The following is a 14125-nucleotide window of genomic DNA, read 5'->3' as shown; positions in this document are numbered from 1 at the left end:
ATGGTATGCCGGCATTACCAAGAGCTGGACGCATTAGTTCAGGAAGCGAAAAAAAGGACTGAAGAAGGCAAAGTGGCAGACTATATTCCGGCTCTGGCTGAATCTGAACAAGACAGCCTTTCGGTCACGATTTATCATGCGGAAAATACATGTCTGACGGCAGGAGACGCCGACCGGACATTTACGCTGCAGAGCATTTCGAAAGTGCTTTCTCTGGCGCTCGTACTGATGGATTACGGAAAGGAAAAGGTGTTCAGCTGCGTGGGTCAGGAGCCGACCGGCGACCCGTTTAATTCCATGATTAAGCTTGAAACAGTGAATCCGGGCAAGCCTTTAAATCCGATGATTAATGCGGGAGCTCTCATCGTTACGGGTTTAATTAAAGGGCATTCGCCGAAAGACCGCCTGGATTACCTGCTCGGATTCATCAGAAGACTTGCGAACAATCAGGACATTACATATTGCAGACATGTCGCGGAATCGGAATTCAAATCTTCCATGATTAATCGGGCCATGTGTTATTACATGAAGCAGTATGACATTTTTAAAGGCGATGTTGAAGAGGTCATGGATTTGTATACAAAACAGTGCGCGATTAAGATGAGCAGTCTGGATTTAGCCAAAATCGGCTGTGTATTCGCCCTTGACGGGAAGCATCCGGAAACCGGGGAGCAGGTCATTAAAAAAGATGTGGCGAGAATCTGCAAGACGTTTATGGTGACATGCGGCATGTACAATGCGAGCGGGGAATTCGCAATAAAGGTCGGCATTCCCGCTAAAAGCGGCGTTTCGGGAGGAATCATGGGCATTTCGCCGTACAACTTCGGAATCGGTATATTCGGCCCGGCGCTTGATGAAAAAGGCAACAGCATCGCGGGTGTGAAGCTTTTGGAAATCATGTCTGAGAAATACAGGCTGAGTATTTTTTGAAACATTTTTTATCATAACATCTGCTTAAATCCTCTTGCAATTTCATCTGATACCCTTTATGATAAATAGAAGAATTAGGTACTCGCCTGGGGAACGGAGGGATACTTTTGGCTTCAGAGATTATAGTTGACCATCAGCAGAAAGCATTCGAGCTGTTGAAGTTAGATGCTGAGAAGATTTTGAAGCTGATCCGAGTACAAATGGATAACTTAACGATGCCTCAATGTCCTCTGTATGAAGAGGTCTTGGATACTCAGATGTTCGGACTGTCGAGGGAAATCGATTTTGCTGTCCGCCTGGGATTAGTTGACGAAAACGACGGCAAAGAGCTGCTGGACAGACTTGAAAGAGAACTGTCTGCTTTGCATGACGCGTTTACAGGAAAATAAATGATCAAACTCAAACTATTCAACGGTTTGGGTTTTTTTATAACCGTAAACCGTTTTTTTTGCATCTTCTTTTCGTAAGACGGTCTCTTAATCTGCATTTCATCCGAAAAACTATAAAGAAACTGCGTAAATTGTTTATGAATTATAGTAAAATATAATACGCAATAGGTATTAAACGTAAGCTTTAAGCAGGAAAGAGGATGTTATGTTTAAAAGAATGTTAAAATCTTACGATTATTCATTGATATGCGCTATCATTCTGCTGTGCAGTTTCGGGTTGGTAATGGTATACAGCTCAAGCATGATTACCGCCGTTATGCGTTACGGCGTGAGCAGCGACTATTTCTTTAAACGGCAGCTGTTCGCCGTCATCGCGGGGTTTGTGCTGTTTATTATCGCCGCCGTTTTTCCGTACAAAGTGTTCGCCCATCAAAAGATTCAGAAAATCATACTGCTTGCGTCAGTGGCTGCGCTTTGCGCGCTGTTTGTTTTCGGACATGTTGCCGGAAATGCGCAAAGCTGGTTTAAAATCGGCGGAATGGCCATTCAGCCGGGGGAATTTGTCAAGCTGTCCCTGATACTGTATCTTGCCGCGGTGTACGCAAAGAAACAAAGCTACATCGATCAGCTTTTGACGGGGGTTGCGCCGCCGGTGATCGTCACCGTAGTCATTTGTGCGCTTATCGCTATTCAGCCCGACTTCGGAACGGCGATGATTATCGGTCTGATTGCGTTTTGCGTCATTATGTGTTCGGGATTCAGCGGAAGGACCCTGCTCAGGCTGGTTCTCATGGCGGGAATCGTATTACTCCTTGTCAGCCCGATCATCTATCTGAAATGGGACGATATTTTGACACCCGGGCGTATGAGCCGGTTTGAAAGCCTTGAAAATCCATTTAAATACGCCAGCACATCAGGTCTGCAGATTATAAATTCGTATTATGCGATCGGCTCAGGCGGTTTTTTCGGTCTCGGTCTTGGAGAAAGCATTCAAAAATACGGTTATCTGCCTGAATCACATACAGACTTTATTATGGCGGTTATTTCAGAGGAGCTCGGCATTTTCGGCGTCCTGTTTGTCATTGTGCTGCTGGCTTTTGTGGTGTTAAAAGGTTTTTATATTGCGAGAAAATGTGAAGATCCGTTCGGAAGCCTTTTGGCAATCGGGATATCCAGCATGATTGCGATTCAGACCTTTATCAATCTCGGCGGTGTCAGCGGTTTAATTCCGATCACAGGTGTTCCGCTGCCGTTTATCAGCTACGGGGGATCATCAATGTTTTTGTTATTAACGAGCGCCGGTATATTGGTGAATGTCAGCATGCATGTCAAGTACTCAGAAAAGAAGAAAAAGAGGGAGCCCGTTCCGTCTAAGGGGGTAAAAAGACGGCAGACGGAAAAATCTGTGTATCTCTAAAAAACAAGTGTATACACAGGGCGGATATTCCTTTATTATAAACTACATATTTATTAGGCCAAGGGGGAGAAAAGTTTGTCACAACAATCCATCCAAAAAGTGTTAGTAGCAAACAGGGGAGAAATTGCGATCCGGATTTTCCGGGCGTGCACAGAATTGAACATCAGAACGGTAGCCGTTTATTCAAAAGAAGATTCGGGCTCCTATCATCGCTATAAAGCGGATGAAGCTTATCTTGTGGGGGAAGGCAAAAAACCGATTGACGCGTATCTTGATATTGAAGGGATTATTGAGATCGCAAAAAGAAACGGCGTTGATGCCATTCATCCGGGCTACGGATTTCTCTCTGAAAATATCCAATTTGCGAGACGCTGTGAAGAAGAGGGCATCGTATTCATCGGACCGACGTCAGCGCATTTGGATATGTTCGGAGATAAGGTAAAGGCGAGGGAGCAGGCGGAAAAAGCCGGTATCCCCGTTATTCCGGGGAGTGACGGACCGGCTGAAACAATAAAAGATGTCGAACAATTCGCAAAAGTCCACGGATTTCCGTTTATTATTAAAGCATCGCTCGGAGGCGGAGGCCGCGGAATGAGAATCGTCCGAAGCGAAAGCGAATTGAAAGAATCGTTTGAGCGGGCCAAATCAGAAGCGAAAGCCGCATTCGGAAACGATGAAGTGTATGTTGAAAAACTGATTGAAAATCCTAAGCATATTGAAGTTCAGGTGATCGGAGATAAAGAAGGCAATGTCGTCCATCTGTATGAGCGGGACTGTTCCGTTCAGAGACGCCATCAAAAGGTCATTGAGGTGGCGCCGAGTGTATCTTTGCAGCCTGAATTAAGGGACGAAATCTGTGAAGCGGCTGTGGCGCTCGCGAAAAATGTCGGCTATATCAACGCGGGGACCGTGGAATTTCTCGTAGCGGGCGGTGAATTTTACTTTATTGAAGTGAACCCGCGCGTACAAGTAGAGCATACGATTACGGAAATGATAACGGGGGTTGATATCGTTCAGACGCAGATTCTCGTTGCGCAGGGCCACGGACTGCACAGCCGTGCCGTCAATATCCCAGAGCAGAAAGACATTTTTACAAACGGGTATGCGATACAATCACGTGTGACCACTGAAGATCCGCTGAATGACTTTATGCCTGACACGGGTAAAATTATGGCTTACCGCTCAGGCGGCGGTTTCGGCGTCCGCCTTGATACGGGAAACAGCTTCCAGGGCGCCGTCATCACGCCTTATTATGATTCATTGCTCGTCAAGCTGTCGACATGGGCGCTGACGTTTGAACAGGCATCAGCGAAAATGGTCCGCAACCTGCAGGAATTCAGGATCAGAGGCATTAAGACCAATATTCCGTTTCTTGAAAACGTGGCAAAGCATGAAAAATTTCTGACGGGCCAATACGACACATCGTTTATCGACACAACGCCTGAGCTGTTTGTTTTCCCAAAACAGAAGGACCGCGGAACAAAAATGCTTTCTTATATCGGCAATGTCACGGTGAATGGTTTTCCGGGAATCGGGAAAAAAGAAAAACCTGCATTTGATAAGCCTCAGACCGTTACGTTAGGTATCGGGGAAAAGCCGGCAAGCGGTACGAAACAAATCCTTGATGAAAGAGGCGCTGAGGGGCTTGCAGACTGGGTGAAAGAGCAAAAATCCGTGCTCCTGACCGATACAACGTTCAGGGATGCCCATCAGTCCCTGCTTGCAACCCGGATCAGATCCAATGATTTGAAAAAAATCGCGAATCCTACGGCTGCCCTGTGGCCTGAACTGTTCAGCCTTGAAATGTGGGGAGGCGCGACATTTGATGTAGCGTACCGTTTCTTAAAAGAAGACCCTTGGAAACGCCTTGAAGATCTTCGCAAGGAAGTGCCGAACACATTGTTCCAGATGCTGCTTCGTTCATCAAATGCCGTCGGTTATACAAACTATCCGGACAATGTCATCCAAAAATTTGTCCGGCAGTCAGCGGAGTCAGGTATTGACGTATTCCGGATCTTTGACAGCCTGAACTGGGTAAAAGGGATGACGCTGGCCATCGATGCCGTCCGTGAAACCGGAAAAGTGGCGGAGGCTGCGATTTGTTACACGGGAGATATTCTTGATAAGACCCGGACGAAATATGATTTGCAATATTATCTTTCTATGGCGAAAGAGCTTGAGGCGTCTGGTGCGCACATTCTCGGCATTAAAGACATGGCCGGTCTTTTGAAACCTCAAGCCGCATACGAACTTATCTCAGCGCTGAAGGAAACGATTGATATTCCCGTTCATCTTCACACGCATGATACGAGCGGCAATGGCGTCTTTCTCTATGCCAAAGCTGTTGAAGCGGGTGTGGACATCGTGGATGTCGCCGTCAGCTCAATGGCGGGTCTGACTTCACAGCCGAGCGCAAGCGGATTTTATCATGCCCTTGAAGGAAACAGCCGCCGTCCTGAAATGGATGTCCGGCAGGTGGAAAGACTGTCACAATATTGGGAATCCGTCCGTCAGTATTACAGTGAATTTGAAAGCGGGATGAAGTCTCCGCATACTGAGATTTATAATCATGAAATGCCGGGCGGCCAGTACAGCAATCTGCAGCAGCAGGCAAAAGGAGTCGGCCTGGGCGATCGCTGGAATGAGGTGAAAGACATGTACAGCGTCGTCAACCGCATGTTCGGCGACGTCGTGAAAGTAACACCTTCTTCCAAAGTCGTCGGAGATATGGCGCTTTACATGGTGCAAAACAATTTAACAGAACAAGATGTTTATGATAAAGGCGAAACGCTTGATTTTCCGGATTCAGTCGTTGAGCTCTTTAAAGGGCAGATCGGCCAGCCGCACGGCGGATTTCCGGAAAAACTGCAAAAGCTCGTTCTGAAAGGACAGACGCCGATCACGGTAAGACCGGGGGAGCTGCTTGAACCGGTATCTTTTGAAGGCATTAAAGAAGAATGGAAAGAAACGCATCAGATGGAATTGAGTGATCAGGACGCAATCGCGTATGCTCTTTATCCGAAGGTGTTTACTGAATATGTTAAAACGGCTGAACGCTTCGGTGATATTTCCGTATTGGACACACCGACTTTCTTCTACGGCATGACACTCGGTGAAGAAATCGAAGTGGAAATCGAGCGCGGAAAAACGCTGATCGTGAAGCTTGTATCTATCGGTGAACCGCAGCCAGATGCAACACGTGTCGTTTATTTCGAATTGAACGGCCAGCCGCGCGAGGTGGTCATTAAAGATGAAAGCATTAAATCGTCCGTGCAGGAAAAATTAAAAGCAGATCGGACAAACCCAAGCCACATTGCGGCATCTATGCCGGGAACAGTCATTAAATTGTTAACGGAAACCGGGGCAAAGGTGAATAAAGGCGATCATCTGATGATTAATGAAGCGATGAAAATGGAGACGACGGTACAGGCGCCGTTCTCCGGGACGATACAGCAGATTCATGTGAAAAACGGTGAACCGATTCAGACAGGCGATTTACTGATCGAAATTGAAAAAGCGTAAAAAATGAACATAAAAAACCCTGATCCGCCCCGTGTGCGATCAGGTTTTTTATATGTAAAAAGGCCGAAGCTCTGATGCTTCGGCCTTTTCGTGTGCCTCAGATGTTCCGCTGTTTTGATTCATAGCGGAAGCGGGCGATTAATAATAAGAAATAGCATAAGACGCCGAACAGGCCGGCAATAAAGAGCGAATGGGCAAGTGCAAAGCCGGTGGCCATTTCTGAATAAACAACCATAATTCCGGACAGCGCCTGTAATACAACAAAGGCAAGAGCCGCTATCCAGCCCCCAAGAATCTGTTTTTGGTCTTTGTAGGAGCGCACCGCATGCGCAAAAGCGACAAGAATCCATACGAACAGAAGCAGCGCTGCCGTTCTGTGGCCCATCTGCACCCATTCCTGAAAATGGGACGGAAGACCGTGATTCAGCCTGCTGCAAAGCGGAACGTCAGGGCAGGCAAGGCTTGATTTCGTATGGCGGACATAAGCCCCCGTATAAACGACGATATACGTGTAAATCGAAAGGCCGATCATATGAAACTGCATTTTCCTGCCGATTCTGAGCGGCTTGACGAGCTTTTTGTCTGATTTATCAGCTTCAAATATGAGCAGCGTCAAAATCAGAACAGAAGCGAAAGAAATCAGCGATATGCCGAAATGAAGCGCCATAACGAGCGCATTTGATCCGAAAACAACCGCTAATGCGCCGAGAAGCGCCTGTAAAAATAAAAAGATAATGGACATAATGGCGAGAAAGGTTGTTTCACGGAAAACAGGCGTGACTTTTCTCCATGCCCAAAAAGCGAGACTCAGCACGAGAACGATTGAGACACCGCTTGCGAGTCTGTGGCTCCATTCAATGATAGAAGCGGCGTTAAGCTCCGGGAAAAACCGGCCGTGGCAAAGCGGCCACTGCCTTCCGCATCCGAGACCCGATCCTGTTTTTGTGACAAGAGCGCCGCCGATCAGCACGACGAGCATAACGAACGTCGTCAGCACGCCGAGCGCTTTCAAAGCTTTATTCATTTTACATTCACCTTCTTAACAAACTGGACAAAATGATATACGTACCAAGTGTAAGCGAATATGTGTTTTGTGGCAATTCTCAATTCTGTTTGTTCACAAAAATATAATAGAATCAGGACTTCTTAGATAATGGGGTTGATTATTCCAGATGGGTCTGATAGAAATAAAGTAACCGCTTTATTATGAAACCGGCGGATTTGGTAAAATTCATAAAAAGTTCACAAATAAATTCCTGTTTCTCGTTTAATATTTAAGAGGATGTTTTTTTACAGGTCATTATCTTGTATGATAGAGTTGCAGGTCTTAAAAAACCTGCTTTAGGTTTGTAAGGGAGGTTTACGTTATGGCTAATTCCAGAATTTTAAACGATACAGCTATAGACGGACAGATTGAAGAGACGACGGCATGGAAGGATTTCCTTTCGCTTATCAAAATAGGAATCGTCAATTCGAATTTAATTACGACTTTTACCGGCATGTGGCTTGCGTTACATATATCCGGTCTGAGTTTTTTAGGCAATTTAAACACCGTGCTTCTTACATTAATAGGATCTTCTTTGATCATCGCCGGTTCTTGTGCGGTTAACAACTATTACGACCGTGATATTGATCATTTAATGGAACGCACGAAAGTAAGACCGACGGTAACCGGAAAGATTCAGCCGAATCAAGCGCTGTGGTCAGGAATTTTACTCATTGCTTTAGGACTTATCATGCTTTTGATGACCACCGTGATGGCAGCAGTCATCGGTTTTATCGGCGTGTTTACGTACGTTGTTCTTTATACAATGTGGACGAAACGCCGTTATACGATTAATACGGTTGTCGGAAGTGTATCAGGCGCCGTGCCGCCGTTAATCGGCTGGACAGCGGTTGAAGGGCACATCGGTGTTGTCGCGTGGGTTTTATTCATGATTTTATTCATCTGGCAGATTCCGCACTTTTTAGCGCTTGCGATTAAAAAGACGGAAGATTACAGAGCAGCGAATATTCCGATGCTTCCGGTAGTGCACGGCTTTGAAGTGACGAAAAGACAGATTATCGTCTGGGTCGCATGCCTGCTGCCGCTTCCGTTTTTCCTCGGCAGTCTCGGTCTTCCGATCGTTATTCTCGGCACTTTGCTTAATGTCGGATGGCTTGTTCTCGGACTGATGGGATTCCGCATGAAAAACATCATGAAGTGGGCAACTCTTATGTTTGTCTATTCGCTTAACTACATGACCATTTATTTTGTAGCGATGGTGGTCTTCACGCTGTTTTAATTGAATAATGAGCTTGTTTGATCGCCAAAACAAACAATGACAACTAGTAAACGCCGCCTTGACCTTTTGTTTAATCAGGCGGCTTTGCTTTTATACATAGATGGAATTTTAAGTAAAAAATCTCATATTTTAAGAAATGAGGAAATGAAGTATTTCGGCTGGAAGCAGATTTACTGCTTGTGCATCTCGTACTGATTCAAAAAAGGGGTTGGGTGAAATGTTAAAGCGTTGGCGTCTTTTATCATTATTAGCCTTAGTGCCGCTTTTATTGAGCGGCTGTGGAAAACCGTTTCTGTCCACACTCAAGCCTGCCGGCGAAGTGGCTGATAAACAATATGATCTGACGGTGCTCAGCACACTTATCATGGTTGTAGTCGTTGCGGTCGTAGCAGTTATTTTCTTTTACGTCATTGTGAGATTCAGACGGTCGCGTATAGGGGAAGACACGATACCGAAACAGGTGGAGGGGAACCGTTTTTTAGAAATCACCTGGACCGTTATTCCGATCCTGCTTTTGATTATTCTTGTCATCCCGGTTGTCATCGATACATTGGCGCTGGCGGATACGTCGCCGATGGATAAGAAAAACCGTAAAGCAGAGGATGCGCTCGTGATTAATGTAAGGGCGAATTTATACTGGTGGGAATTCGAGTATCCTGATTACGGGTTTGTGACAAGTCAGGAGCTGATCGTTCCCACAGATGAACGCGTCTATTTCAAGCTGAAGTCCTCAGATGTGAAACACTCTTTCTGGATTCCGTCAGCGGGGGGGAAAATCGATACGAATACGGATAATGACAATACTTTCTTTCTGACCTTCGATTCTAAACGCAGCAAAGAAGCGGGAGAATATTTCTTCGGGAAATGCGCAGAGCTGTGCGGGCCTTCACATGCGCTGATGGATTTCAAAGTGAAACCGCTGCCGTCAAAAGAATTTAAACAATGGACGAAAGCGATGAAAAATTATAAGCATACAACAGATTCCGGTTTAGCCGCGCAAGGAGAAGAGCTGTTTAAGGAAAAAAACTGCCTGAGCTGTCATGCGGTTGAGCCCAATGATAAACGGGCTGAAGCGGCAAGAACGGCTCCGAACCTCGCTACATTCGGTGAACGGGTCAAAGTGGCCGGCATTAAGGATGCGAATAAAGAGAATATAAAAGCCTGGCTGAAAAATCCGGACAGCATTAAACCGGGCAATAAAATGACAGGCACTTATCCGAAGCTCTCGGACGCTGAAACGGATGCGCTGTATGAATATTTAAAAGGGCTGAAAGCGGAGAACAAGTGAGGACAGGGAGATATCAGGGGGGAGGTCGCAAATGATGAATACGCTTACAGGACAGCAAAGAAAAAGCTCTTTGCTTTGGGATTATTTGACGACGGTTGACCATAAGAAAATCGCGATTTTATATATGATCGCTGGGGGATTTTTCTTCGTCGTCGGCGGACTTGAGGCCATGCTTATCAGGATTCAGCTCTTGAGGCCGGGGAACGATTTTATGGGTGCTCAGCAGTTTAATGAAATTATGACGATGCACGGCACGACAATGATCTTCCTGGCAGCGATGCCGCTGTTATTCGGGCTGATGAACGCGGTTGTGCCGCTGCAGATCGGGGCGCGTGACGTATCATTCCCATTTCTGAATGCGCTCGGATTTTGGCTGTTTTTCTTCGGAGGCATCTTTTTGAATCTGAGCTGGTTTTTAGGGGGCGCTCCTGATGCAGGCTGGACGTCGTACGCGTCGCTTGCGCTGAATTCGAAAGGGCACGGCATAGACTTTTTCGTGCTCGGTCTGCAAATATCAGGCTTAGGGACGCTCATTGCGGGAATCAATTTTCTCGCCACGATTATAAATATGAGGGCACCGGGTTTAACGTATATGAGACTGCCGCTGTTTACGTGGACGACATTTGTGGCGTCGGCACTCATTTTATTCGCATTTCCTCCGCTCACCGTCGGTTTGGCGCTGATGATGCTGGATCGTTTGTTCGGAACGAATTTCTTTAATCCTGAATTGGGCGGCAATACGATAATCTGGGAGCATCTGTTTTGGATTTTCGGGCATCCGGAAGTATACATTTTAATTCTTCCCGCCTTTGGGATTTTTTCAGAAATCATTCCCGTATTTGCGAGGAAACGTCTGTTCGGTTATTCGTCTATGGTCTTTGCGATCGTGCTGATCGGCTTTCTCGGGTTCATGGTATGGGTTCACCACATGTTTACAACGGGACTCGGACCGATCGCTAATGCGATATTTGCGGTTGCGACGATGGCGATCGCGGTGCCTACCGGCATTAAAATTTTCAACTGGCTTTTGACCATCTGGGGAGGAAACGTCAAATTCACGACGCCTATGCTGTATGCCGTCGCCTTTATTCCCTCTTTCGTACTCGGAGGAGTCACGGGTGTCATGCTGGCGGCCGCAGCGGCAGATTATCAGTTCCACGATACGTATTTTGTCGTAGCGCATTTCCACTACGTCATTATCGGCGGCGTTGTGTTCGGCATCCTGGCGGGCGTGCATTTCTGGTGGCCGAAAATGTTCGGGAAGGTGCTTCATGAAACGATGGGGAAAATTTCGTTCGTCTTATTTTTTATCGGGTTTCATCTTACCTTCTTCATTCAGCATTTTCTCGGCTTGATGGGAATGCCGCGGCGCGTTTACACATATCTGCCCGGCCAGGGGCTTGATACCGGCAACCTGATCAGTTCAATCGGCGCGTTTTTCATGGCGGGCGCGGCTGCTTTACTCGTCGTCAATATTATTTATACCTCAATAAAGGGGGAATACGTCGGGAACGACCCGTGGCTGGACGGTCGTACGCTTGAATGGGCGGTCTCTTCGCCGCCGCCGGAATATAATTTTAAACAGCTTCCGTTTGTCCGGGGACTTGACCCGCTGTGGATTGAAAAGCAGGCCGGAAATGAAGGGATGGCGCCTGCAGAGCCTGTAGAGGACATTCATATGCCGAACGGCTCCATCATGCCGTTTATCATATCTTTCGGGCTGTTTGTCGCAGCGTTCGGGTTTTTATACCACTCCGATTATTCATGGGGGCTTCCGGTTATCTTCATAGGGCTCGGCATCACATTCTTTACCATGCTGCTTCGCTCTGTGGTCGATGATTACGGCTATCATATTCACAAAGAAGATCTGCCGAATGATGATAAAGGGGTGAAGGCGTAATGCAGCTGCAGGAAAAAATGACGGCTGAAACCTTTCCGGCTTCTCCTGAAAAAGCAACGCTGGAGGGGAAAAATAAGTTTTTGGGATTTTGGCTGTTTCTCGGCGGCGAAACAGTTCTGTTCGCCTCGCTATTTGCGACATTCCTTGCTTTACGGGAATCAAAAGCCGGAGGGCCGTCAACGGCTGAGATGTTTGAGCTGCCGATCGTGTTTATCGCGACGATGCTTCTTTTGACGAGCAGCTTAACGAGTGTGTATGCGATGTATCATATGAAAAATTTCTCCTTTAAAAAAATGCAGGTGTGGCTTCTGGTTACCGTATTATTGGGAGCGGGATTTTTAGGGGTTGAAATCTATGAATTTATGCATTACACTCACGAATTCGGCTTTACCATTACAAGCTCTGCGCTCGGCTCAGCGTTTTATACGCTCGTCGGCACACACGGAGCACACGTGGCGTTCGGGCTGTTGTGGATCAGCGCGCTCATGATCCGGAATGCGAAAAGAGGGCTCAGCCTTTATAATGCGCCGAAATATTATGTGGCCAGCTTATATTGGCATTTTATCGATGTCGTGTGGGTCTTTATCTTTACCGTTGTATATTTGATGGGGATGGTGGGATAACGATGGACGATAACAAAAACAGAGGGACTGTCAGTACGGATCTCGAATATCGGAGAAGGAAAAATGCCGAGGAGATGAAATATCAGGTCATATCCTTCGGCTTGATGATCGGCCTTACGCTTGTCGCGTTTTTGACGGTGGCTGCAGACGGCATTGCCGGATGGTTTACGATGCCGTTTCTGATCCTGCTTGCGGTCATTCAGGTCATCTTTCAGCTGTTTTACTTTATGCATATGAGCCAGAAGGGGCATGAAGCGCCGTCATTATTTCTGTATTCGGGAATATTTGTCGCGTTTATCACCGTGCTTGCATTTGTCACGATTATTTGGTGGTAATCGGGGCGGCGGGGAGTGAGAGATTTGATTAATTTGGAAATGTTCGGGTTTCGCGCAATGTGGAGCCCGTATCTGTTTTGTATAACTGCCGTGATAACAGGTGTTTACTTTTACTGGTGCAGCCGGCATAAAGGACGTGTGGCCGTTAAGGAGAAGGTGCTGTTTGTGCTTTCCGCGCTATTTTTTTACGCGGCTGCGGGAAGTCCGGTTGATTTATTGGGCCATGTGATGTTCAGCGCCCATATGGCGCAGATGGCGGTTCTGTTTTTAGTCGTACCGCCGCTGTTGATTTCCGGAATTCCCGGCTGGGCATGGAAAAAACTGATCTTCCGTCCTGTCGTAAAGCCGCTGTTTTCGTTTTTTTCAATGCCGCTTATCGCTTTAGTGCTGTTTAACGGTATTTTTTCGCTGTATCACATCCCGTTTATATTTGATTTCGTCAAAACAGATTCGCTGTATCACACGCTGATGAACGGACTCATCTTTGTAACGGCGTTTTTTATGTGGTGGCCGCTTGTGCATAAGGTGGACGGTCTGCCCCGTCTCAGCGGTTTAATGAAGCTGGGGTATATTATGGCAGACGGGATTTTGTTAACGCCGGCCTGCGCGCTCATTATGTTCAGCGGGGCGCCCATGTATGCCACGTATACAGATCCGGCGGCTTGGGCCGAAGCAATGAAGCTTTGCGTTCCTTTAGATTTGCTGGAGGAGATCCCTTTATCCGGACCGGAGATGTTTAACACGCTGCCTCCTCTGGAAGATCAGCAGCTTGGGGCAGTGCTGATGAAAATCATTCAAGAGGCGGTTTACGGAATATATTTGGCTGTCATCTTTTTTCAGTGGGTCAGAACGGAACGGGAAAAAGATACGCTGTCAGAGCCGCCGTATATCGAGCATACCGTCTCATAAAAAAAAGTACAGCAGAATATGCTGTACTTTTTTATTACATTTGCACTGTTTTTAATGACTCTTCCAATTCAAGCAGTAAAGCTTTGCTTTCAGCGATGACATGTTCCGGAAATTCTTCAGCGCTGCCGTATTCTACGCCGTGCGGATAATAATGCTTTCCTAAAAGAGGGGCCTTCAGCTGAATCACGGCCCGTCTGCCGCCGACATCGCCCTCTTTTGCCGTTCCTTGAATCCGCAGATAAAATGTCCCCTCAGGTACTGAAAACTTTTTGTCGTAAGTCACTCTTTCATAATCCCATTGTCCAGCCAGAATGAGCCCTTTACCTTCCATCAGATCATTCAAGCGGCTGAGCTCCGCTGTTACCCCTTCAAGACCGCTGTTTTCAAACTTCAAACCTTCCCCCTCCTTTTAAAAATGCCCTTTCCTGACAATCATAGTATGAAAGCGTTACACTTTCAATGATTCATACGGTGAAAGTATGCAAAAAGAAAAATTTGACGACAATAGTAGCAGAAAAAAGGAGGAA

At 46.7% G+C, this 14125-nt stretch carries 12 protein-coding genes; 10 read left to right on the top strand and 2 right to left on the bottom strand.

Annotated features, from left to right (window positions below; all coding sequences use genetic code 11):
- From glsA to pyc, 4 genes are all read left to right on the top strand, one after another.
- Positions 1 to 930 (top strand): glutaminase A, encoded by a 930-nt coding sequence (gene glsA, locus ACWJJ5_RS06890; RefSeq protein ID WP_003154495.1) that lies wholly within the window; start codon positions 1 to 3, stop codon positions 928 to 930.
- A gap of 107 nt (positions 931 to 1037) precedes the next feature.
- On the top strand, positions 1038 to 1319 hold the full coding sequence (locus ACWJJ5_RS06885) for a YlaN family protein (protein ID WP_003154494.1): 282 nt from the start codon (positions 1038 to 1040) through the stop codon (positions 1317 to 1319).
- Positions 1320 to 1524: 205 nt separating this feature from the next.
- A complete protein-coding gene (locus tag ACWJJ5_RS06880; RefSeq protein WP_070081777.1) occupies positions 1525 to 2736 on the top strand; it encodes an FtsW/RodA/SpoVE family cell cycle protein in 1212 nt (403 codons plus the stop codon).
- A 75-nt stretch (positions 2737 to 2811) separates the two neighbouring features.
- Entirely contained in the window at positions 2812 to 6258 is a 3447-nt protein-coding gene (pyc, locus tag ACWJJ5_RS06875) for a pyruvate carboxylase (RefSeq protein ID WP_454022298.1), read from the top strand.
- Positions 6259 to 6355: 97 nt separating this feature from the next.
- Here the strand turns inward: pyc and ctaA are convergent, their stop codons facing one another.
- On the bottom strand, positions 6356 to 7282 hold the full coding sequence (ctaA, locus tag ACWJJ5_RS06870) for a heme A synthase CtaA (protein ID WP_007611205.1): 927 nt from the start codon (positions 7280 to 7282) through the stop codon (positions 6356 to 6358).
- A gap of 343 nt (positions 7283 to 7625) precedes the next feature.
- On the opposite strand from ctaA, the gene cyoE reads away from it, so the two are divergent.
- The 6 genes from cyoE to ctaG all read left to right on the top strand — a co-directional run bounded on the left by cyoE (position 7626) and on the right by ctaG (position 13598).
- Positions 7626 to 8543 carry a heme o synthase gene (gene cyoE / locus ACWJJ5_RS06865; protein ID WP_003154486.1) on the top strand — a complete coding sequence of 306 codons (918 nt, stop codon included), beginning with the start codon at positions 7626 to 7628 and terminating at the stop codon, positions 8541 to 8543.
- Positions 8544 to 8760: 217 nt separating this feature from the next.
- Complete coding sequence (gene coxB, locus ACWJJ5_RS06860) at positions 8761 to 9831, top strand: cytochrome c oxidase subunit II (protein ID WP_003154484.1); 1071 nt, start codon at positions 8761 to 8763, stop codon at positions 9829 to 9831.
- A gap of 31 nt (positions 9832 to 9862) precedes the next feature.
- Positions 9863 to 11731: a cytochrome c oxidase subunit I gene (ctaD, locus tag ACWJJ5_RS06855; protein WP_172614668.1), complete on the top strand. Its 1869-nt coding sequence runs from the start codon at positions 9863 to 9865 to the stop codon at positions 11729 to 11731.
- Positions 11731 to 12354, top strand: coding sequence for a cytochrome c oxidase subunit III (ctaE, locus tag ACWJJ5_RS06850; RefSeq protein ID WP_003154482.1), 624 nt, complete (start codon positions 11731 to 11733; stop codon positions 12352 to 12354). Before ctaD ends, ctaE begins: the two co-directional genes overlap by 1 nt.
- Positions 12355 to 12356: 2 nt before the next feature.
- On the top strand, positions 12357 to 12689 hold the full coding sequence (ctaF, locus tag ACWJJ5_RS06845; RefSeq protein WP_015388278.1) for a cytochrome c oxidase subunit IVB: 333 nt from the start codon (positions 12357 to 12359) through the stop codon (positions 12687 to 12689).
- Positions 12690 to 12713: 24 nt separating this feature from the next.
- Entirely contained in the window at positions 12714 to 13598 is an 885-nt protein-coding gene (gene ctaG / locus ACWJJ5_RS06840; RefSeq protein WP_003154480.1) for a cytochrome c oxidase assembly factor CtaG, read from the top strand.
- Between the two features lie 34 nt (positions 13599 to 13632).
- On the opposite strand, the gene ACWJJ5_RS06835 is transcribed toward ctaG, so the two are convergent.
- Positions 13633 to 13992 carry a YugN family protein gene (locus tag ACWJJ5_RS06835; protein ID WP_044053184.1) on the bottom strand — a complete coding sequence of 120 codons (360 nt, stop codon included), beginning with the start codon at positions 13990 to 13992 and terminating at the stop codon, positions 13633 to 13635.
- Positions 13993 to 14125: the final 133 nt, after the last annotated feature.

This window comes from Bacillus sp. JK74 (assembly GCF_053663395.1).
This window is presented reverse-complemented; position numbering and strand designations above follow the sequence as displayed.

Bases quoted from the DNA above. Each gene is read 5' to 3' on its own strand.
- ctaD (WP_172614668.1), top strand. From the start codon at position 9,863: ATGATGAATACGCTTACAGGACAGCAAAGAAAAAGCTCTTTGCTTTGG.
- coxB (WP_003154484.1), top strand. From the start codon at position 8,761: ATGTTAAAGCGTTGGCGTCTTTTATCATTATTAGCCTTAGTGCCGCTT.
- ctaA (WP_007611205.1), bottom strand. From the start codon at position 7,282: ATGAATAAAGCTTTGAAAGCGCTCGGCGTGCTGACGACGTTCGTTATG.
- ctaF (WP_015388278.1), top strand. From the start codon at position 12,357: ATGGACGATAACAAAAACAGAGGGACTGTCAGTACGGATCTCGAATAT.
- cyoE (WP_003154486.1), top strand. From the start codon at position 7,626: ATGGCTAATTCCAGAATTTTAAACGATACAGCTATAGACGGACAGATT.
- glsA (WP_003154495.1), top strand. From the start codon at position 1: ATGGTATGCCGGCATTACCAAGAGCTGGACGCATTAGTTCAGGAAGCG.
- ctaE (WP_003154482.1), top strand. From the start codon at position 11,731: ATGCAGCTGCAGGAAAAAATGACGGCTGAAACCTTTCCGGCTTCTCCT.
- ACWJJ5_RS06880 (WP_070081777.1), top strand. From the start codon at position 1,525: ATGTTTAAAAGAATGTTAAAATCTTACGATTATTCATTGATATGCGCT.